The sequence below is a fragment of the Rubrimonas sp. genome, from assembly GCF_036788415.1.
GTDB lineage: Bacteria > Pseudomonadota > Alphaproteobacteria > Rhodobacterales > Rhodobacteraceae > Rubrimonas.
The window spans coordinates 36,251-54,418 of the sequence record NZ_DAIQNN010000005.1; the positions used below are offsets into that span (position 1 = coordinate 36,251).

Here is an 18,168-nt window from a genome sequence, read left to right on the forward strand (position 1 = left end):
GCCCTCATATGGGTCGCATGACGATATGGCAACACCGCCGGGCCGCGCAGGCCGGGTCGCCGCTGTTGATCTCGCGAGGTTGACGCGTCACACTGAACGCATTGTCCAGTAGGGCTGACGGCGGCGCGCTCAGAGCCAGTCCGGGCGCACCACGCGCAAAGCCACTTCGTCGGAGTTGATGACGACCTTGCCGATCTCCTCGAAGTTCACCGTCACCCGGGTTCCGATGATCGACTGCACTTGCCCCAGCCCCCAGTCGGGCCGGTCGGGATGGCGCACCAGCGCGCCGACTTCGAAGAACTCGCTCATGGCCCGCTCGGGCAGGGGAGGCGCGGCATGACGGACGACCTCGATTTCGCGGCGATGCTGTGCTCGCGCCTGTGCCACGACCTGATAAGCCCGGTCGGCGCGGTCGGCAACGGCGTGGAGCTGTTGCGCGCCATGCCCGAGGGCGGGCGCGAGGAGATCGGGCTGATCGAGGACAGCGCCAAGGCGGCGCAGGCGGCGCTGGCCTTCTTCCGCATCGGCTTCGGAATGGTCGGGGCCGATGCGCGCGCCTTGTCGTCGCGCGAGCTGGGCGGCGTGGCCGCCGCCTATTTCGGGCCGAGCCGGCATCGACTCGCCTGGCCCGTCGAGGGCGCCGACTTGCCGCGGGGCCTTGCGAAACTGATGCTGCTGATGCTTCTGAGCGCGGCGACCGCCACGCCCATCGGAGGGGCGCTGACCGTCGCGCCCCCTCGGGACGATCCCCCGCGCCTGTCGGTGCGCGCGAGCGGGCGCAAGGCGGGGCTGTCGGCGGAGCACGTTGCGATGGCGCAGGGGGCCGCGCCCGCGACGGCGCCGCGCGAGGCGCATCTGGCGCTGATGGCGCAGGTCGCCGCGCGCGCGGGCCTGAGTGTCGAGATCGCCCAGAGCGAGGAGGCGGTGGAGATCGTCGCGTCCTGACGGGCGGCGTTATTCCGCCCGGGTGAGGCCTGCGCGGTAGCGCCGGGCGTTCCATCGATAGCGCTCGGCGGATTTGCGCAGGCCCGCGATGGCGTCCGGGTCGAGCGCGCGCACGACCTTGCCGGGCTGGCCCATCACCAGCGAGCCGTCGGGGATCTCCTTGCCTTCGGTGATCAGCGCATTGGCGCCGATCAGGCAGTCGCGACCGATCTTCGCGCCGTTCAGGATCACGGCGCCCATGCCGATCAGACTGTTCTCGCCGATGACGCAGCCATGCAGGATCGCGCGATGGCCGACGGTCACGTCCGGCCCGATCACGCAGGGACAGCCGGGGTCGGTGTGGATCACGCAGAGGTCCTGCACGTTCGAGCCCGCGCCGACCTCGATGACCTCGTTGTCGCCGCGCAGCACCGCGTTGAACCACACCGACGCGCCGGGGCGCAGGATCACCTTGCCGATCAGCCGGGCGCCGGGCGCCACGAACGCGTCGCCGTCCTCGGGAAGGTCGGGGGTCTCGCCGTCGAGGGTGAGAAGCTCCATGTCGCGTCTTTCTCTCATGTCGGTCGGTCGCGTCAGTCCAGGCCCTTCAGGAAATCCTCGAGCCCCGTCAGCCGGGCGCGGCGGGCGCGCTCGGCGGCGAGGACCGCGCGCAGCGTCGTCTCGCTCGCGTCCAGATCGTCATTGACGACGACATAATCGTAGTCGGGGCAATGGCTGATCTCGTCGCGGGCCTTGGCCATGCGGCGCGCCACGGTCTCGGGCGCGTCCTGATTGCGCGCGATCAGCCGGCGATTCAGTTCCGACAGCGAGGGCGGCAGGATGAACACGCTGGCCACATCGGCGCCGAGCGGGCTCGCACGCAGCTGCGCCGCGCCCTGCCAGTCGACGTCGAACAGGACGTCGCGCCCCTCCGCCAGCCAGCGCTCGACCGGGGCGCGCGGCGTGCCGTAGCGGTTGCCGAACACGTCGGCGTGCTCGAGCAGTTCGCGCCTTTCGACCATCTCGGAAAAGCGCCCCGCCGAGACGAAATGATAGTCGCGCCCGTCCACTTCCGCGGGGCGCTGCGGGCGCGTCGTCGCCGAGACCGAGAGCGTCAGCCCCAGCCCCGGCGCATCCAGCAGCCGTCGCGCCAGCGTCGTCTTGCCCGCGCCCGAGGGCGAGGACAGCACGAACAGCAGGCCCCGCCGCGCAATGGGGCCGCTCATGCGACGTTCTGCGCCTGCTCGCGCAGCTGGTCGATCGCCACTTTCAACTCCAGCCCGATCTCCGTCAGCGCCGGCGAGGCCGATTTCGCGCACAGCGTGTTGGCCTCGCGGTTGAACTCCTGCGTCAGGAAATCGAGCTTGCGCCCGACCGCCCCACCCTCTTTCAGCAAAGCCTCGGCGGCGACGCAATGGGCGGCGAGGCGGTCGAGCTCCTCGCGCACGTCCAGCTTCACCGCAAGCAGCGCCAGTTCCTGCGCCAGCCGTTCCTCCGGCGCGCCGGCGTCGATTAGCGCCGAGACCTTCTCGCGCAGCTTGCCGCGCGCCGCCTCCTGCTGGCGCGCATGGGCCGCCGTCGCCGCCACGCGCAGCCCGGCGATGCGCGCCAGCGCCCCGCGCAGCGCCTGCGTCAGCGCCGCGCCTTCCGCGTCGCGCGCGCCGGCGAGGCGTTCGAGCAGCGCGTCGAAACCGGCGAGAAGGGCGGCCTCGGTCGCTTCGGGGTCGTCGTCGACGCTCATGTCGGCCTCCATCGCGCCGCGCAGCGCGAGCAGGCGTTCGGGCGCGACCGGGGCGACCTCCAGCCCGGCGGCGCGCAGCGCTTCGGCGGCGGCGCGCGCGGCGGCGGCCAGCGCCGCCAGCGCCGCCGGATCGACGCGCCAGCGCGACGCCGCCGTCGCGTCGCCGTCGAGGCGGAGCTGCGCGCCGACCGTTCCCCGGCGCAGCGCGTCGGCGGCGCGTCGCCGGCACGGCCCTTCGAGCGCCTCGCGGCCCTCCGGCAGCTTCAGTCGGAGATCGAAGCCCTTGCCGTTGACGCTGCGCGCCTCCCAGCGCCAGCGCCACGGCCCCGCCCGGCCCTCGACTTCGGCGAAGCCCGTCATGCTGCTCACGCCCATCTTCCGCCCCCTTCGTCTGCGACCGACGCGTTGTGGCGCAGCGGGCGGGCGCGAGAACTGCGACCAATCGGCGCCTCTGGCACGCGCTTTGCAGACAATTAAGGGAAAAACAGGGGTTGCAGGCCTTTTTGGCGGTAACTTTTAAGTTTAACAGAGGGTTGCGAGATGTGGTATGAAGCTGAGGCGTCGGAGAGGCGGATCGCCATGGGACTTGTGTCCGATTTCGGGACGACGTCGCTGACCCATCCTGACGCATGCGGGCTCTTCGAGATGTGGCAGGCGCTGCGCGGGGATCGCCCTGCGCCGTTCCGCGCCGAGCTGGACGCCGCGAAGATCGGCGCCCGAGCCCCTTTTCTGGCCATTCTCGAATATGTCGGTCCGTCGAATTTCCGCATCCGCATCGCCGGGGACCGTCTGAACGCCTGGTTCGGGATCGAATTGCGCGGGATGAGCGCGCTGTCGATGATCCAGCCCGAGGCGCGCAATCACTTCCAGAGCGTGCTCAACCGCCTCGCCGGCGAGCCCGCGGTCGCCGCGTTGCGCGGGCAGGCGCGCCGGGCGGACGGGTTCACCGCCGCATTCGAGATGACGCTCCTGCCGATGCGCAGCGATTTCGGGCGGATCGATCGCGTCCTGGTCGGGCTTTGGCTGCTCGACGCGCCAGCCCGGACGCATGGGCCGCTGCGGCTCGACCCAACCGAATTCGTGGTGACGCCGATCCGCGACGAGGCGCCGGAAGCCGGGCCGGGCGAGGACGAACTGCGCGCGCCGGAGAGCGCCTTCGACGGCGCAGACGACGCGCCGCCCACCCAGCGCCCTGCGTCCGCGAGCGAGGGGGATGGCGCCGGGTCCGGGGACGCGACGCAGGCGGCGCCGCGCCGGCCGCAGCTGCGGGTGATCACCGGCGGACGGGGCGGCCCGGAGCGCTGAGCGGGTCGATCCGGGCGGCGAGCCGCTCCAGCGCGGCGGTCGCCGCCTGGGGCGCCTCCATCGTAAGCAGATGCCCCACGCCGGGAAGCTCCGCGAGCGCGGCGGCGGGCGCGGCCTCGGCGAGGCGTCGGTGCAGGAGCGGCGGGCAGACCCGGTCGCCCGCGCCCACGACGATCTCGACCGGCCCTGGGAACGCGGCGACGGCGCCCAGCATGTCGCGTCGCGCGTCGAGCGCGCGCGCCTGCGCGAAGAATCGCGCCGCCGGCGCATCGAGCATCATCGCGCGCGCCTGCGTCGGAAACGCCGCCGATCGGTCGCCCGCATCGCGGGCGAGGCAGTTGGGCAGGAAGGCGTCGACGAAGGTTGCGAGACCCTCCTCCTCGACGCGCGCGCGCAGGCCGGCGCGCCAGGCGATCTCGCGCGGGCGGGCCGGCGTGGGGTCCGTCGCGAACAGAGCCGCGCCCAGCACGCGGTCGGGCGCCTGCGCGATTGCCGCCATCGCGACCATGCCGCCCATCGACAGCCCTGCGAACGCCGCCGGCCCCGCCGCCAGACCGAGCGCCGCTTCCGCCATCGCGGCGATGTCATCCTGCTCGGGCGGCGGCGCCAGGCGGAGATCGAAGCGCCGCGCCAGCGTCGGGGAGAGCCCGGCGTAGAGGCGGTGGTCGCAGAGATGGCCGGGGATCAGGATCAGCGGGATCACGTCGGTCCCCTCCCGCCCCTTTCAGAGGCCGCGCGCGCCGTAGAGTTGTTCGGCGCGCCGCTCGAAAGCGCGGACGATGCGCTGCATCGCCTCGTTGAACACCACGCCGATCACAGCCTGCAAGGTGCGCGAGCGGAACTCGAAATCGACGAAGAAATCCACCGTGCAGCTCTGCGGGCCTTCGGGCACGAATTCCCAGTGGTTGGACAGATAGCGGAACGGGCCGTCGAGATACTCGACGTCGATCACGCGACGGTCGGGCAGGAGCGCGACCCGGCTGCCGAAACGCTCGCGAAACAGCTTGAACGACACCACCATGTCGGCGTCGACGATTTCGGCCCCGCCTCCGGAAGGATGCGGTCTGCGCCCGCGCACCCGCACCGCCGAGCACCAGGGCAGGAATTCGGAGTAAGCCTCGATGTCGGCGATCAGCCGGTACATCTCGTCGGCCGAGTAGGGCATCAGACGTTTTTCGGCGTGCGTCGGCATGGGCGACCCAGATCAGATGCGCGAGGCCGGGGCGAGCGGCCCGGTTGTCGCGGCGCCTGCCCCTCGCATCGCACCCCTGCGGCGCGCTAGGCTGCGCCCGCGCGTCATGGGCCAGTCGGACGCGCATGGCAAGGGAGAGCGTCCGGAATGCGCCCGCATGTCGTCGAGCCGATGATCTCCGAAGCGGCCATCGCGCAACGCGTCGGCGAACTCGCCGCCGAGATCGACGCGCATTTCGCCGGAACCGAGAAGCTGGTGCTGGTCGGGCTTCTGCGCGGCAGCTTCATCTTCATCGCCGATCTCGCGCGCCGTTTGTCGCTGCCGGTCGAGATCGACTTCATGGAGGTCTCCTCCTACGGAAACGCGACCGAATCGAGCCGCGAAGTGCGTGTGCTGAAGGATCTGCGCGGCGAGATCGCCGGGCGCGACGTGCTGGTGGTCGAGGACATCGTCGACACCGGGCACACGCTGGCCCATGTCGCGCGGATCCTGAAGACGCGCCAGCCGCGCCGGCTGGAGGTCTGCGCGCTGCTCGACAAGCCGTCGCGACGCGAGGCGGAGGTGCGGGCGCGCTGGGTGGGCTTCGAGATCCCCGACGCCTTCGTCGTGGGTTACGGCATCGACTACGCCCAGATGAACCGGAACCTGCCTTATATCGGCTGCGTGAAGTTCCCCGATCCGTGACCGCATCCGACGCTGTCGGAGGGTCCCCTGCAAGAGCGCGTTGATCGTCCGGCCCCGACATGTCCGAAATTGATTGATGTAATCATGACGTTTCCATGGCGGGGGCGCTCGTGGAACTTTACCGCTTTTAAAGAGATTTCAATTAAAAACTGGCGCGGTTTTCGTAGTTGCGGAGTGCGCGCAGCATGTTCTCAGCCCATGTCGAGACCGAGATCCGCCGGGTCGCAGAAGCGCGCGGGATCGAGCCGGCGGCCCTGCTCGCCGTGGTCGAGGTCGAGAGCGGCGGCAAGGCGCTGACCGAGGTCGGCGGTCGGCCCATGCCGCTCATCCTGTTCGAATATCATGTCTTTCACCGCCGCCTGCGGCCCGAGGCGCGGCCCGGGGCGCAGCGGTCCGGCCTTGCGGCGGCGCGTTGGGGCGAGATCGCCTACCCGGCCACACAGCGCGAACGCTATGCGCTGCTGGCGCGCGCGGCGCTCATCGACCGCGAGGCGGCTCATGCGGCGTGCTCGTGGGGCGTCGGGCAGGTGCTGGGCGAGAATGCGCGCTGGCTGGGCTATGAGAGCGCCGAGGCGCTGGCGGCGGAGGCGATCTCGGGCGTGGAGGGCCAGGTGCGGCTGATGCTGCGCTTCATTGCGAAGCGCGGGCTGGAGCCGGCGCTCGCCGCGCGCGACTGGACGGCGTTCGCGCGCGGCTACAACGGGCCGATGCACGCCAAGCATGACTACGCCGGGCGGATGGCGCGCGCGCATGCGCGCTGGGCGCAGGCCCGCCCGGCGCCGCCGGCGCCCGCGCCGATCGGCGTCGGCGCGCGCGGCGAGGCGGTGCTGCGCGTGCAGCAGGCGCTCGTCGCGCTGGGGGTGCGGCTGGCGCTCGACGGCGAGTTCGGCGCGATGACGGGCGCGGCGGTGCGCGCCTTTCAGACCCGTCAGGGCCTCGTGCGCGACGGGATCGTCGGGCCCGAGACCCTCGCCCGGCTCGAGAGCGCGCTGAACGACCCCGCCGCCGCCTGACCGGACGAGCGCCGCGCCGAAGGCGCTTGCGTCTTGACGGAGCCTCCGCCGCGTTATCTTGCTCGCCCGAAGCGACAGCGCAGGGGGCGAGCATGGGCGATCCGACACTGGTGGGCGAGGGCGACGCGGCCCCGGATTTCAGCGGCCCGCGCGACGGCGGCGAGACGCTTTCGGCGGCGGAGCTGTCGGGCGGGACGGTCGTTCTCTATTTCTATCCCAAGGACGACACGTCGGGCTGCACGCGCGAGGCGATCGAATTCACCGAACACCTCGAGGCCTTCAAGGCGGCTGGCGCTATGATCGTCGGCGTCTCGAAGGACAGCGTGAAAAAGCACGACAAGTTCCGCGACAAGCACGGCCTCGGCGTCGCGCTCGTCTCCGACGAGGCGGGCGACATCTGCGAGCGCTACGGCGTTTGGGTCGAGAAGAGCATGTACGGCAAGAAGTATATGGGCGTCGAACGCAGCACGTTCCTGATCCGCGACGGCGTCATCCGCAAGGCGTGGCGGAAGGTGTCGGTTCCGGGCCATGTCGCGGAAGTGCTGGAGGCGGCTCAGGCGCTCCAGGGCTGATCCTTCCCCGAAAGGGCGGCTCGGCGGGTTGCGCCCGACCGCCGCTTCGCGCGAGATGAGGCGGGGTGCGCGCGGGAGGATCGACGCGGCATGGCGGGCCTCGCGGATCGCTTCAGGACGGCTCGGCGGCCAGAGGCGCGGCGCGGACGGCGCGTCCAGCGCATGGCGCTCGGTCTTGCCGCGGCGCTGATCGGGCTCGCCGCGGCCGGGGGCGGCGCGCTCTATCTCAGGCTCGCGCAGGGGCCGATTCCGATCGAGGTCGGGGCGCGCTGGGTCGAGGCGGCGCTGGCGCGCGAGGCGCCGGGGATGGCGCTGCGCGTCGGCGGCTTGGCCGTGGCGCTCGACGCAGGCGGCGGGCCCGGGCTTGTCTTCTCCGACATGACAATGCGCGATTCGAACGGGGCGACGCTGTTCGAGGTTCCGCGCGCCCGGATGGGATTTCGCCCGCTCGATCTGCTGGCGGGCCGGCTGCGGCCGACGGGCGTCGCGATCTCGGGCGCGGCTGTGGTGCTGCGGCGCGAAGCGTCGGGGCGCTTCTCCTTCGCGGTGGATACCGAGGGCGGCGCGCCCGACGGCTTCGCCGCCGTCGCTGCGGCGCTGGAGGCTTGGGAGGCCGGCGCGCCCGGGCCGCTCGCGGCGCTGCGCGAGATCGCGCTCGACACGGCGTCGATGCGGTATGAGGACGCCGCCTCAGGGCGGGTCTGGCGCAGTTCGGGGGCGACGCTGATTGTCGCGCGGGAGGCGTCGGGACGCTTGTCGGCGCAAGCTTCGGCGCGGCTCGAAGGCGGCGCGTTCGGGCCGACGCGGCTGACGGCGGAAGGCTGGCGCGAGGCCGATGGCGGAGCGGCGCTGCGGCTGGGCTTCGCGCAGGCCGAACCTTCGGCGCTGGCGGACCAGTTCCCCGCGCTCGACGCGTTGCGCGCCCTGCGCGCGCCGGTCCGGGGCGAACTGCGCGCGGCGCTAGACGGGGCCGGCGCGCTGCGCGACTTCGACGGGCGGCTGCGCATCGGGGCCGGCTCGCTCGCGGTAGATGGGGCGGAGGCGACGGCGCTTCGCGGCGGCGCGCTCGATCTCGCCTACGATCCCGCGCGGGGGCGCTACGACATCCTGCGCGCAGAGCTCGACGCGGCGCCGGCGGCGGTCGCGCTGTCGGGCTTTCTCGCAGCCGAGCCCGAGGACGGCGCTTTCGTCGCGCAGGTCGAGATCGACGCGCTTTCGCTGCGCGATCCGGCGCTGTTCGCGGCCCCCGTCGCCTTCGACGGGGGCGGGGCGCTCGCGCGGCTCGACATGGCGGCGGGCACGCTGGATGTCGCGGCGCTGCGGCTGGAGCGCGCCGGGCTGACGCTGCACGGGCGCGCCCGTGCGGCGCGCGACGCGGCGGGCGGCTGGAGCGGCGAGGGGGCGCTGCGTGGGCGCGATCTCGACGCTGCGACGCTGGCGGCGCTGTGGCCGCTTCCGGCGGCGCCCGGCGCGCGGAACTGGGTGGCCGACAATCTCGAAAGCGGCGTCGTCGACGCGTTCGAGATCGCGGCCCGCCTCGGGCGGGAGGAGGATTCGCTCTCGGTCGGCTTCTCGTTTCGCGACGCGACGGCCCATTTCCTCCGCCCGATGCCGCCCATCGAGGAAGGGGCGGGGTGGGGCGTCGCGACGCTGAAGCAGTTCGGATTGGCGATGACGAAGGGTCGCGTCCGCGCGCCCTCGGGCGGCGAGGTGCGGCTGACTGGCGGCGCGCTGCGCCTGCCGGACGCGAACGATCCGCGCGCGCTGTCGGTCGTCGAGATCGAAGGGCGGGGCGCGATCTCCGCGGTGCTCGACCTCATCGACGCCGAGCCGCTCGCCCTGACCTCGAAGCTCGACCTCGACCCGCAATCGGTGGGCGGGGCCGCGGAGGTGCGGGCCTGGCTGACGCTGCCGCTCGTGCGCGACCTTGCGCTCGAAGATGTCGGCGTGGACGTCGAGGCGGCGCTGGCCGATGTGGTTTTCGATCCCCCCGGTCTCGATGCGACCCTGCGCGCCCCTCGCGCGACGCTCTCCGCGAGCGCGGCGCAGATGCGCGTCGCAGGCGAAGGGACGCTCGCGCCGCGCGGCGGGGAGGCGGGGCCTTTGCGCTTCGACTGGACGGAACTCTTCTCGTCCGGCCCCGACGCGCCCTCCACCCGCCTGTCGATCGCGGCTGCGCTCGCGCCCGCGAACGCCGCGGCCTTCGGGATCGACGTCGCCCAATGGCGCGGCGGGACCGCTTCCGTCGACGCGGAGGTCGCGCTCGGGCCGGGCTCGGCTGCCGCGTTCGATCTGCGTTTGGACCTCGCTCAGGCGGCCCTCGTGGAGCCGGCGTTGAACTGGGAGAAGCCCGCGGGCGCGGCGGCGTCGGCGCGGCTGGAGGGCCGGCTGCCGGGGGCCGGCGACGGGGCCGTGACGCTGGGGCGGATCGACTTCGACGCGCCGGGCCTGACGGCGCGCGGCGCGGCGCGGCTGGACGCGCAAGGGGCGCTCGAGACGGTCGATCTGTCGCGGCTGCGGCTCGGGCGCAGCGACGTCTCGCTTTCGGCGACCCGAACCCCCGAGGGGCTGGCGGCGACCGTGCGCGGCGCGCGGCTCGATCTGGCCGCCCTCGGCGACGCCGGCGCGCATGAGGGGCAGACGGGCGAGACGGCGCTTGCGGCGACGGTCGATCTGGACGTGGACCGGCTCGACCTGACCGACGCGCTGTCGCTGCGCGCGGCGCGCGGCCGGCTTGCGCGGAGTTCGCAGGGGTCTGTGAGCGCGCAGGTCGACGGCGCGCTGGTCGGGCGCGAAGGCGCGCCGGCTGTCGCAATCCTGAGCTTCGAGGGCGCCGAGGCGGGCGGTTCTGTGCGCATTCGCTCCTCGGACGGTGGCGGGGCGCTCCGGGCGGCGGGGCTGTTCGGCGACGCGCTGGGCGGCGCGCTCGACGTCGAGGCGCGCGTGACCCGGGGAGCCGCTATGCGCATCGAGGGCACGGCGCGCTTGCGCGACGTTACGGTGATCGACGACCCCGCGCTGCGCGCGATGCTCGCCGAAGCCCGGCTCGAGGCGGCGCAGGAACGGCTCGAGACCGAAGGCGGCCTCGCCTTCGACGCGGTGCGCGCCGAATTCGCGCTCGAGGACGACCTGTTCGACCTGTCGGAGTTCGTCGCGACCGGGCCGACCATCGGATTGACGATGCAGGGCGGCTACGACCTCGCCGCCGACCGGCTCGCGATGACAGGCGTGTTCACGCCGCTCTACCAGATCAACAGCGCGCTCGGCGCGATCCCGCTGCTCGGCGCGCTGCTGACCGGCGGCGAGGGGGAGGGGCTGATCGGCTTCAACTTCGCGCTCGACGGCCCGGCCGCCGATCCGCAAGTCCGGGTGAACCCGCTTTCGGCGCTGACGCCGGGCGTGTTCCGCGCGTTGCTCGATCTCGGGGCCGCGCCGCCGGACCCCGAGGCCGAGGCGAACCGGGCCGCGAAGGAGCGCAACCGCTGAAAGACGCGCTCAGGCCAGCCGGGCCAGCGCGTGGCGCTTGCGACCAGCCGAGAGCTTGATCGCGCCGTCGGCGAACAGCGCGCGGGTGATCAGCGCGCCGGGATCGACGACCGGCTGGTCGTTGACCCGCGCGCCGCCTTCGGCGATCAGGCGCCTGGCCTCCTTGCCGGAGGCGGCCAGGCCCGCCTTCACGAAGAGCTGCGTCACCGGCACGCCCGCCCCTTCGACCGTCACGAGGACTGTCGGCAGATCCTCTCCGGCGCCGCCCTTCTCGAAGGTCTCGCGGGCCGTCTCCTCCGCCGCCTGCGCCGCCGCGGCCCCGTGGGCGAGCGTCGTTACGGCGTTCGCGAGCAGCTTCTTGGCCTCGTTGATCTCGGCCCCGCGCAAGCTTTCCAGCCGCGCGATCTCGTCGAGCGGCAATTCGGTGTAGAGCTTCAGGAAGCGCCCGACATCGGCGTCGGCGGTGTTGCGCCAGAACTGCCAGAACTCGTAAGGCGAGAGCATCTCGGCGTTCAGCCAGATCGCGCCGGCGGCGGTCTTGCCCATCTTCTTGCCGTCGGCGGTCGTGAGCAGCGGCGAGGTCAGCCCGAACACCTCCGCCTGCGCGACCCGGCGGGTCAGGTCCACGCCGTTGACGATGTTGCCCCACTGGTCCGACCCGCCCATCTGCAGCGCGCAGCCATGGCGGCGATACAGCTCCAGGAAGTCGTAGGCCTGCAGCAGCATGTAGTTGAATTCGAGGAAGCTGAGGTTCTGCTCGCGCTCGAGCCGCAGCCGCACGCTGTCGAAGCTGAGCATACGGTTGATCGAGAAATGCCGACCGTAATCGCGCAGGAATTCGATGTATTTCAGCCCGTCGAGCCATTCGTCGTTGTCCGGCATGACGGCCCCGGTCGGACCGTCGCCGAAATCGATATAGCGGTCGAACACCTTGCGGATGCCGGCCATGTTGGCGGCGATGCCGGCCTCGTCCAGCAGCGGGCGGCTCTCGTCGCGGAAGGACGGGTCGCCGATGCGGGTGGTGCCGCCGCCCATCAGGCAGATCGGCTTGCCGCCGGTCTTCTGGAGCCAGCGCAGCATCATGATCTGGATGAGCGAGCCGACATGCAGCGAGGGCGCCGTGCAGTCGAAGCCGATGTAGCCCGAGACCGGCTCCTTGAGCAGCCTTGCGTCGAGCGCTTCGAAATCGGTGCAGTCCTGCACGAACCCGCGGGCTTCGAGCGTGCGGAGGAAGTCGGAGCGCGGCTGGTAGGTCATGGGCTCTGGCCTCGGATTTGCGCCGGCGGAACGCGGCGGGTATAGCGGGCGGCCTTCGGGAGGGAAAGCGGATGGCGCAGACGCGGCCGGTCTGGGCGCTCGGGCTGATGTCGGGCACGTCGATGGACGGAGTGGACGCCGCATTCCTGCTCGGCGACGGCGAGACGGTGACGGCGTTCGGCCCGTCGGGCTTCTTCCCCTACGACCGGCGGGAGCTGCGCGCGCTGATGCTCGGCGCGCAGGCGGCCCAAGGCGCGCCGACCGCCCAGCTGCGCGACGCGCTGCGCTGGCCGCTGGCGGTGCGCGCCGCCGCCGCCACCGCCACCGAGGCGCATGCGCGCGCCGTGGAGCGGCTGCTCGCGGCCCATCCCGCCCAGCCGAGGCCCGCGCTGATCGGCTTTCACGGTCAGACGCTCGTGCATCGCCCAGCCGAGGGCTTCACCTTGCAGGTCGGCGCGCCGGCGCGGCTCGCGGCGCGGCTCGGCGCGGCGACGATGGGCGATTTCCGCGCGGCGGACATGGCGGCGGGCGGGCAGGGGGCGCCGCTGGTCCCGGTGTTCCATCAGGCGCTCGCGCGCAGGCTGGGCCTGTCGGAGGCGGTCGCAGTCCTCAACATCGGCGGCGTCGCCAACGTCACCTACGTCGATCTCGCGAACGGAGCGCTGCTCGCCTTCGACACCGGGCCGGGCAACGCGCTGCTCAACGACTGGATGGCGGCGAGCCGCGGCGCGGCCTTCGACGAGGGCGGGACTGCGGCGCTGGCTGGGCGGGCCGATGCGGCGCTGGTCGCGCGCTGGCTGGCCGATCCGTTCTTCGCCGCCCCGCCGCCGAAATCGCTCGACCGCGACCGCTTCAAGCGCGCGCTCGACGACTGCGCCGGCCTTTCGGTCGAGGACGGCGCGGCGACGCTGGCGCTCTACACGGTCGAATCGGTCGCCGCCGCTCTGCGCCTCATGCCGAGCCCGCCTGCGCGCTGGCTGGTCTGCGGAGGGGGGCGGCGCAATGCGGCGCTGATGCAGGGGCTTCGGCGGCGCATCAACGCGCCGGTCGCGCCGGTCGAGGATGTCGGGCTCGACGGCGACATGCTCGAGGCGCAGGCCTTCGCGCATCTGGCGATTCGCGGCGCGCGCGGCCTGCCGACGACCTTTCCCGCCACCACCGGCTGCAGCGCCCCGACCGTCGGCGGGCGGCTGCACGGCGCCGAGGAGGCGGGGCCGCCTGATCAGGCGGCCATGCTCTCCGACAGCCGCATCCGGACATAGCCTTCGACGAGGTCGATCATTTCCTCCATGCCCTGCTCGAAGAAGTGGTTCGCGCCGGGGATCACCTCGTGCGTGATGGTGATGCCCTTCTGCGTCTTGAGCTTGGCGGCGAGCTTCTCGACATCGGCGGGCGGCGCGATCCGGTCGGCGTCGCCGTTCACGATCAGCCCCGAGGACGGGCAGGGCGCGAGGAAGCTGAAATCGTACATGTTGGCTGGCGGCGCGATCGACACGAAGCCGGCGATTTCCGGCCGGCGCATCAGCAGCTGCATCCCGATCCACGCGCCGAAGGAGAAGCCGCCCACATAGCACTGCCGCGCATTGGGGTTGAGGTGCTGGAGGTAGTCGAGCGCCGAGGCGGCGTCCGACAGCTCGCCGATTCCCTGATCGAACTCGCCCTGGCTGCGCCCTACGCCGCGGAAGTTGAACCGCAGCACCGAGAAGCCGAGCCGGTGGAACGCGTAATGCAGGTTGTAGACGACCTTGTTGTTCATCGTGCCGCCGAATTGCGGATGCGGGTGCAGCACCAGCGCGATCGGCGCGTCGCGGTCCTTCTGCGGATGGTAGCGGCCTTCGAGGCGCCCGTCGGGACCGGCGAAAATCACTTCAGGCATCGGGCGGGCGCCTCCTAGGGGTGCGGGTCAGGGCGGACCCTGCGGCCGGGAATGCTTGACGGGTTTTGTCAGGCACTCTAGAATTCTTCTAAACGGCGAGGTGCGCGCCCCGCCGTTCATGCGACTTAAGTTCGCGGCGGCCCGCAGTCAATCGAGCCGGCGCCGACAGAGGGTCGCGCGGTGCGCGGAGGAGGCGGCGATGAAGCTCAGCACGAAGGGTCGCTACGCGGTGACGGCGCTGGCCGACATCGCCTTGCAGGGCGGCGACCGGCTGGTGACGCTGTCGGAGATCTCGCAGCGGCAGGACGTGTCGCTGGCCTATCTCGAACAACTCTTCGTGCGGCTGCGGAAGGCGGGGCTGGTCGACAGCGTGCGCGGCCCCGGCGGCGGCTACCGTCTCGGCAAGCCGGCTTCGGAGCTGCGGATCATCGACGTGATGGCGGCGGTGGACGAGACCGTGAGCGCCGTGCGCTGCGAGAGCGCGGTGGAGCCGGGCTGCGGCGGCTCGCGCGCAAAATGCCTCACCCACAATCTGTGGGAGCAGCTTTCGAGCCATGTGCATGTGTTCCTCAGTCAGACCTCCATCGCCGACGTGATCGAGGATCGGCTGGCGCCCTGCCCCGCCGCGCCGACTCTGTGGCCGCTGGTGGAGGATGTGGAGCTGACCGCGTGACGGCGCGGCTCTATCTCGACTGGAACGCGACGGCTCCGCTGCGCCCCGAGGCGCGGGCGGCGATGGCGGCGTCGCTCGACCTCGTCGGCAATCCGTCGAGCGCCCATGCCGAGGGCCGCGCCGCGCGCGCGGCGGTGGAGCGGGCGCGGGCGCAGGTGGCCGCGCTCGCGGGCTGCGCGCCCGATCAGGTGATCTTCACCTCCGGCGCGACCGAGGCGGCCGCGCTCGCCGTGCGCGCCCTGCCGCCGCTCGTCTGCGCCGAGGTGGAGCATGACTGCGTGGCGGCGCAGGCCGATGCGCGTTTGCCGGTCGATTCGGAGGGGATCGTGGACGCGGCGGCGGCGGGCGACGCCGCGCTGGCCTTGCAGGCTGCGAATTCGGAGACGGGCGTGCTGCAGCCGGATCCGGGCCGCGTCGTCGATCTTTGCGACGCGACGCAGGCTGTCGGGCGGACCGGCTGGCGCTATCTCCCGCAGCGGGCGCGCTTCGCGATCCTCGCCGCGCACAAGCTCGGGGGGCCGAAAGGCGCTGGCGCGCTGATCGCGCCAGAGGGCTGCGCGCCCGAGCCGGCCCTGCGCGGCGGCGGGCAGGAGCGGGGGTGGCGCGCGGGCACGGAGAACGTCGCCGCCATCGCGGGCTTCGGCGCGGCGGCGGAGGCGGCGGCGGCGGAGCGGGCGGCGGGTGTCTGGGAGGCGGTCGCCGCGCTGCGCGACCGGCTGGAGGCGGGAATGCGCGACGCGGCGCCGGAGGCGGTGGTCGTCGGCGCGGGGGCGGCGCGCCTGCCCAACACGCTCTGCGTCGCCCTGCCCGGTTGGGCTGCGGAGACGCAGGTGATGGCGCTCGACCTCGGGGGCGCGGCGGTGAGCGCGGGCTCGGCCTGTTCGTCGGGCAAGGTGCGGCAGAGCCGGACCTTGCGGGCGATGGGCTACGGCGCCGAGGTCGCGTCCTGCGCGATCCGCGTCTCGCTGGGGCTCGCCACGACGCGGGCCGAGGTCGACAGATTCCGCGCCCTCTGGGGCGGGATGGTGCGAAAGCGCCGCGCATGCGCGGCATGAAGGAGGCGGACATGGCTGCTCTCGACGAAATTCAGGTCAAGGACGGCGTGGACGCCGAAACCATCGACGCCGTGCGCTCCATGGGGAAATACAAGTACGGTTGGGAAACCGAGATCGAAATGGACTATGCGCCGAAGGGCCTCGACGAGGACATCGTGCGCCTGATCTCGGCCAAGAAGAACGAGCCGGAATGGCTTCTGGAGTGGCGCCTCGACGCGTTCCGCCGCTGGAAGGAGATGGTCGAGCCGGACTGGGCGATGCTCAACATCGCGCCCATCGACTATCAGGATCAGTATTACTACGCGCAGCCCAAGAGCTTCGCCGAGAAGCCGAAATCGCTCGACGAGGTCGATCCGGAGTTGTTGCGCACCTATGAGAAGCTCGGCATCCCGCTGCGCGAGCAGATGATCCTCGCCGGCGTCGAGGGCGCGGAGACCGCGCCGATCGAGGGCCGCAAGGTGGCGGTGGACGCGGTGTTCGACAGCGTGTCGGTCGGGACCACCTTCAAGAAGGAACTCGCCGCCGCCGGCGTCATCTTCTGCTCGATTTCCGAGGCCGTGCAGGAGCATCCGGAGCTTGTGCGCAAGTATCTCGGCTCGGTCGTGCCCGCTTCGGACAACTACTTCGCGACGCTCAACACGGCGGTGTTTTCGGACGGCTCGTTCGTCTATGTGCCGCCCGGGGTGCGCTGCCCGATGGAGCTGAGCACCTATTTCCGCATCAACGCGGAGAACACCGGCCAGTTCGAGCGCACGCTGATCATCGCCGACAAGGGCGCCTATGTCAGCTATCTCGAAGGCTGCACCGCCCCGATGCGCGACACGAACCAGCTGCACGCGGCGGTGGTCGAACTCGTGGCGCTTGAGGACGCCGAGATCAAGTATTCGACCGTCCAGAACTGGTATCCGGGCGACGAGCAGGGCCGCGGCGGCATCTACAACTTCGTCACCAAGCGCGCCGATTGCCGCGGCGACCGCTCCAAGGTCCAGTGGACGCAGGTCGAGACGGGCTCGGCGATCACCTGGAAGTATCCATCCTGCATCCTGCGCGGGAATGACAGCCAGGGCGAGTTCTACTCGATCGCCATCGCCAACAACGCCCAGCAGGCCGACACCGGCACCAAGATGATCCATCTCGGCCGCAACACGAAAAGCCGGATCGTCTCGAAGGGGATCAGCGCCGGCCGGGCGCAGAACACCTATCGCGGGCTGGTGACGATGCATCCCCGCGCCGCGGGCGCGCGCAACTTCACCCAGTGCGACTCGCTGCTGATCGGCGACCAGTGCGGCGCGCACACCGTGCCCTATATCGAGATCAAGAACAGCTCGGCCCGCGCCGAGCACGAGGCGACGACGTCGAAAGTCGATGACGACCAACTCTTCTACTGCCGCGCCCGCGGCATCGACGAGGAAGCGGCGGTGGCGCTTGTGGTCAACGGCTTCTGCAAGGAAGTGCTGCAGGCGCTGCCGATGGAGTTCGCCGTCGAGGCGCAGAAGCTGGTCGCGATCTCGCTGGAGGGCAGCGTGGGATGACCGAGGAAGCCGCCAAACTCGCGCTGGAGTTCCCCAAGAAGCTTCAGGGCGAATTCGCGCTGATGCGCGGAGATATGCGGGGCGTGCGCGGCGAGATGACGGCGATCAAGCAGCGCATGGCCGCGTTCATGGCGCGGCAAGTCCATCAGGACAGCGATGTTGCGATGCTCAAGCTCCGCCAGGACCGCATCGAGCGCCGTCTGGACCTGGTTGAATGACGCCGCGCCGGATCGCCTCCGCGCGTCTGGCGCGGCTTTGGCGCGACCTGCGGGCCGCCGTCACGCTGCGCCGGCACGAGCGGCGATGGAGCACCTATGCGCTGCGGCTTCTGGTGCTCGGCATGCTGTTCGCGCTGCCGGTCAAGAAACTGCTCCAGCTCGGGCCGCTGGACGGGGCGGTGGCTTTGTTCAAGGCGGCGCTCGCCGCGGCGCTGGTGGCCGGCGCGCTTGGGGCGTGGTTCGCGATCGAGGCGATCTGGCGTCGCCGGGCGCTGCGCGCTGGCGGGGAGCGGCCAGCATGAGCGCGCCCGATCCCCGATTCGAGATCGTCGGCGAGACGTTCGTCGACGACCCGCGCGAGCGAATGGCCCGCGCGGTGGCGCAGCTGATCGACAAGCCCCTGACGGTGATCCTCGTGATCTTCGCCTTCGCGCTGGCGGCCAAGGGTCCGGGCTGGGTGTTTCCCGGCTACGAGCCGTCCGACCTCGCGATCCTCGGCCTGTGGCTGTGCTTTTCGCTGATCGCCCGGACGGCGGTGAAGGCGCTGCTGTCGCTGTGGCGGCGAGCGACCGGCATCGCCGCGCCGAAGTCGCGTTTCGAAGACGCCGAGGCGCCTGCGACCGACTGACCCGACCTGACC

The 18,168-nt window shown here is 71.7% G+C and carries 21 protein-coding genes; 13 read left to right on the forward strand and 8 right to left on the reverse strand.

What is annotated here, in order from left to right:
* Positions 1-129: 129 nt before the first annotated feature.
* Positions 130-309, reverse strand: coding sequence for a DUF3553 domain-containing protein (locus tag V7Q31_RS02485; protein WP_333832088.1), 180 nt, complete (start codon positions 307-309; stop codon positions 130-132).
* 27 nt (positions 310-336) lie between these two features.
* Here V7Q31_RS02485 and V7Q31_RS02490 point away from each other — a divergent pair, with 27 nt between their 5' ends.
* Complete coding sequence (locus V7Q31_RS02490) at positions 337-945, forward strand: histidine phosphotransferase family protein (protein ID WP_333832089.1); 609 nt, start codon at positions 337-339, stop codon at positions 943-945.
* Between the two features lie 9 nt (positions 946-954).
* Here V7Q31_RS02490 and V7Q31_RS02495 read toward each other — a convergent pair whose 3' ends face one another.
* Genes V7Q31_RS02495 through V7Q31_RS02505 form a run of 3 tightly spaced genes read right to left on the reverse strand, consistent with a single transcriptional unit; the run spans position 955 to position 3,025 of the window.
* Positions 955-1,485 carry a gamma carbonic anhydrase family protein gene (locus V7Q31_RS02495; protein WP_333832090.1) on the reverse strand — a complete coding sequence of 177 codons (531 nt, stop codon included), beginning with the start codon at positions 1,483-1,485 and terminating at the stop codon, positions 955-957.
* Positions 1,486-1,517: 32 nt separating this feature from the next.
* Complete coding sequence (gmk, locus tag V7Q31_RS02500) at positions 1,518-2,138, reverse strand: guanylate kinase (RefSeq protein WP_333832142.1); 621 nt, start codon at positions 2,136-2,138, stop codon at positions 1,518-1,520.
* Positions 2,139-2,146: 8 nt separating this feature from the next.
* Positions 2,147-3,025, reverse strand: coding sequence for a YicC/YloC family endoribonuclease (locus V7Q31_RS02505; RefSeq protein ID WP_442976322.1), 879 nt, complete (start codon positions 3,023-3,025; stop codon positions 2,147-2,149).
* Positions 3,026-3,205: 180 nt separating this feature from the next.
* On the opposite strand from V7Q31_RS02505, the gene V7Q31_RS02510 reads away from it, so the two are divergent.
* Positions 3,206-3,970 (forward strand): PAS domain-containing protein, encoded by a 765-nt coding sequence (locus V7Q31_RS02510; protein WP_333832092.1) that lies wholly within the window; start codon positions 3,206-3,208, stop codon positions 3,968-3,970.
* Here the strand turns inward: V7Q31_RS02510 and V7Q31_RS02515 are convergent.
* The gene (locus V7Q31_RS02515; protein ID WP_333832093.1) at positions 3,939-4,673 is read right to left on the reverse strand and encodes an alpha/beta fold hydrolase; all 735 of its coding nucleotides are present in this window, start codon (positions 4,671-4,673) and stop codon (positions 3,939-3,941) included. The two genes, V7Q31_RS02510 and V7Q31_RS02515, sit on opposite strands and share 32 nt — an antisense overlap.
* 21 nt (positions 4,674-4,694) lie before the next feature.
* The gene (locus tag V7Q31_RS02520; protein WP_333832094.1) at positions 4,695-5,162 is read right to left on the reverse strand and encodes a type II toxin-antitoxin system RatA family toxin; all 468 of its coding nucleotides are present in this window, start codon (positions 5,160-5,162) and stop codon (positions 4,695-4,697) included.
* Positions 5,163-5,309: 147 nt separating this feature from the next.
* On the opposite strand from V7Q31_RS02520, the gene hpt reads away from it, so the two are divergent.
* The 4 genes from hpt to V7Q31_RS02540 all read left to right on the forward strand — a co-directional run bounded on the left by hpt (position 5,310) and on the right by V7Q31_RS02540 (position 10,917).
* Entirely contained in the window at positions 5,310-5,846 is a 537-nt protein-coding gene (hpt, locus tag V7Q31_RS02525) for a hypoxanthine phosphoribosyltransferase (RefSeq protein ID WP_333832095.1), read from the forward strand.
* Positions 5,847-6,031: 185 nt separating this feature from the next.
* A complete protein-coding gene (locus tag V7Q31_RS02530) occupies positions 6,032-6,859 on the forward strand; it encodes an N-acetylmuramidase domain-containing protein (protein ID WP_333832096.1) in 828 nt (275 codons plus the stop codon).
* A gap of 92 nt (positions 6,860-6,951) precedes the next feature.
* Positions 6,952-7,431, forward strand: a complete 480-nt coding sequence (locus V7Q31_RS02535) for a peroxiredoxin (RefSeq protein WP_333832097.1) — start codon at positions 6,952-6,954, stop codon at positions 7,429-7,431.
* A gap of 162 nt (positions 7,432-7,593) precedes the next feature.
* Positions 7,594-10,917 carry a YhdP family protein gene (locus V7Q31_RS02540; RefSeq protein WP_333832098.1) on the forward strand — a complete coding sequence of 1,108 codons (3,324 nt, stop codon included), beginning with the start codon at positions 7,594-7,596 and terminating at the stop codon, positions 10,915-10,917.
* A gap of 9 nt (positions 10,918-10,926) precedes the next feature.
* On the opposite strand, the gene tyrS is transcribed toward V7Q31_RS02540, so the two are convergent.
* On the reverse strand, positions 10,927-12,174 hold the full coding sequence (tyrS, locus tag V7Q31_RS02545; protein WP_333832099.1) for a tyrosine--tRNA ligase: 1,248 nt from the start codon (positions 12,172-12,174) through the stop codon (positions 10,927-10,929).
* Between the two features lie 71 nt (positions 12,175-12,245).
* Here tyrS and V7Q31_RS02550 point away from each other — a divergent pair, with 71 nt between their 5' ends.
* Positions 12,246-13,436, forward strand: coding sequence for an anhydro-N-acetylmuramic acid kinase (locus V7Q31_RS02550; RefSeq protein WP_333832100.1), 1,191 nt, complete (start codon positions 12,246-12,248; stop codon positions 13,434-13,436).
* Here V7Q31_RS02550 and V7Q31_RS02555 read toward each other — a convergent pair.
* A complete protein-coding gene (locus V7Q31_RS02555) occupies positions 13,397-14,050 on the reverse strand; it encodes an alpha/beta hydrolase (RefSeq protein ID WP_333832101.1) in 654 nt (217 codons plus the stop codon). The genes V7Q31_RS02550 and V7Q31_RS02555 overlap by 40 nt on opposite strands.
* 199 nt (positions 14,051-14,249) lie before the next feature.
* Between V7Q31_RS02555 and V7Q31_RS02560 the strand changes: the two genes are divergently transcribed.
* The 6 genes from V7Q31_RS02560 to V7Q31_RS02585 are packed head-to-tail and all read left to right on the forward strand — an operon-like array spanning position 14,250 to position 18,156.
* Entirely contained in the window at positions 14,250-14,723 is a 474-nt protein-coding gene (locus tag V7Q31_RS02560) for an Rrf2 family transcriptional regulator (RefSeq protein ID WP_333832102.1), read from the forward strand.
* Positions 14,720-15,778, forward strand: coding sequence for a cysteine desulfurase family protein (locus V7Q31_RS02565; RefSeq protein WP_333832103.1), 1,059 nt, complete (start codon positions 14,720-14,722; stop codon positions 15,776-15,778). The genes V7Q31_RS02560 and V7Q31_RS02565 overlap by 4 nt, the downstream gene beginning before the upstream one ends.
* Positions 15,779-15,789: 11 nt before the next feature.
* Positions 15,790-17,310 (forward strand): Fe-S cluster assembly protein SufB, encoded by a 1,521-nt coding sequence (gene sufB, locus V7Q31_RS02570; protein ID WP_333832104.1) that lies wholly within the window; start codon positions 15,790-15,792, stop codon positions 17,308-17,310.
* Complete coding sequence (locus V7Q31_RS02575) at positions 17,307-17,528, forward strand: hypothetical protein (RefSeq protein WP_333832105.1); 222 nt, start codon at positions 17,307-17,309, stop codon at positions 17,526-17,528. The genes sufB and V7Q31_RS02575 overlap by 4 nt, the downstream gene beginning before the upstream one ends.
* Entirely contained in the window at positions 17,525-17,830 is a 306-nt protein-coding gene (locus V7Q31_RS02580) for a hypothetical protein (protein WP_333832106.1), read from the forward strand. Before V7Q31_RS02575 ends, V7Q31_RS02580 begins: the two co-directional genes overlap by 4 nt.
* On the forward strand, positions 17,827-18,156 hold the full coding sequence (locus V7Q31_RS02585; RefSeq protein WP_333832107.1) for a hypothetical protein: 330 nt from the start codon (positions 17,827-17,829) through the stop codon (positions 18,154-18,156). Before V7Q31_RS02580 ends, V7Q31_RS02585 begins: the two co-directional genes overlap by 4 nt.
* Positions 18,157-18,168: the final 12 nt, after the last annotated feature.

Bases quoted from the DNA above. Each gene is read 5' to 3' on its own strand.
- V7Q31_RS02560 (WP_333832102.1), top strand. From the start codon at position 14,250: ATGAAGCTCAGCACGAAGGGTCGCTACGCGGTGACGGCGCTGGCCGAC.
- V7Q31_RS02530 (WP_333832096.1), top strand. From the start codon at position 6,032: ATGTTCTCAGCCCATGTCGAGACCGAGATCCGCCGGGTCGCAGAAGCG.
- V7Q31_RS02535 (WP_333832097.1), top strand. From the start codon at position 6,952: ATGGGCGATCCGACACTGGTGGGCGAGGGCGACGCGGCCCCGGATTTC.
- V7Q31_RS02585 (WP_333832107.1), top strand. From the start codon at position 17,827: ATGAGCGCGCCCGATCCCCGATTCGAGATCGTCGGCGAGACGTTCGTC.
- V7Q31_RS02490 (WP_333832089.1), top strand. From the start codon at position 337: ATGACGGACGACCTCGATTTCGCGGCGATGCTGTGCTCGCGCCTGTGC.
- V7Q31_RS02575 (WP_333832105.1), top strand. From the start codon at position 17,307: ATGACCGAGGAAGCCGCCAAACTCGCGCTGGAGTTCCCCAAGAAGCTT.
- V7Q31_RS02520 (WP_333832094.1), bottom strand. From the start codon at position 5,162: ATGCCGACGCACGCCGAAAAACGTCTGATGCCCTACTCGGCCGACGAG.
- V7Q31_RS02580 (WP_333832106.1), top strand. From the start codon at position 17,525: ATGACGCCGCGCCGGATCGCCTCCGCGCGTCTGGCGCGGCTTTGGCGC.
- hpt (WP_333832095.1), top strand. From the start codon at position 5,310: ATGCGCCCGCATGTCGTCGAGCCGATGATCTCCGAAGCGGCCATCGCG.
- V7Q31_RS02550 (WP_333832100.1), top strand. From the start codon at position 12,246: ATGGCGCAGACGCGGCCGGTCTGGGCGCTCGGGCTGATGTCGGGCACG.
- V7Q31_RS02555 (WP_333832101.1), bottom strand. From the start codon at position 14,050: ATGCCTGAAGTGATTTTCGCCGGTCCCGACGGGCGCCTCGAAGGCCGC.
- sufB (WP_333832104.1), top strand. From the start codon at position 15,790: ATGGCTGCTCTCGACGAAATTCAGGTCAAGGACGGCGTGGACGCCGAA.
- V7Q31_RS02495 (WP_333832090.1), bottom strand. From the start codon at position 1,485: ATGGAGCTTCTCACCCTCGACGGCGAGACCCCCGACCTTCCCGAGGAC.
- tyrS (WP_333832099.1), bottom strand. From the start codon at position 12,174: ATGACCTACCAGCCGCGCTCCGACTTCCTCCGCACGCTCGAAGCCCGC.
- V7Q31_RS02510 (WP_333832092.1), top strand. From the start codon at position 3,206: ATGTGGTATGAAGCTGAGGCGTCGGAGAGGCGGATCGCCATGGGACTT.
- V7Q31_RS02540 (WP_333832098.1), top strand. From the start codon at position 7,594: ATGGCGCTCGGTCTTGCCGCGGCGCTGATCGGGCTCGCCGCGGCCGGG.
- V7Q31_RS02505 (WP_442976322.1), bottom strand. From the start codon at position 3,025: ATGACGGGCTTCGCCGAAGTCGAGGGCCGGGCGGGGCCGTGGCGCTGG.
- V7Q31_RS02485 (WP_333832088.1), bottom strand. From the start codon at position 309: ATGAGCGAGTTCTTCGAAGTCGGCGCGCTGGTGCGCCATCCCGACCGG.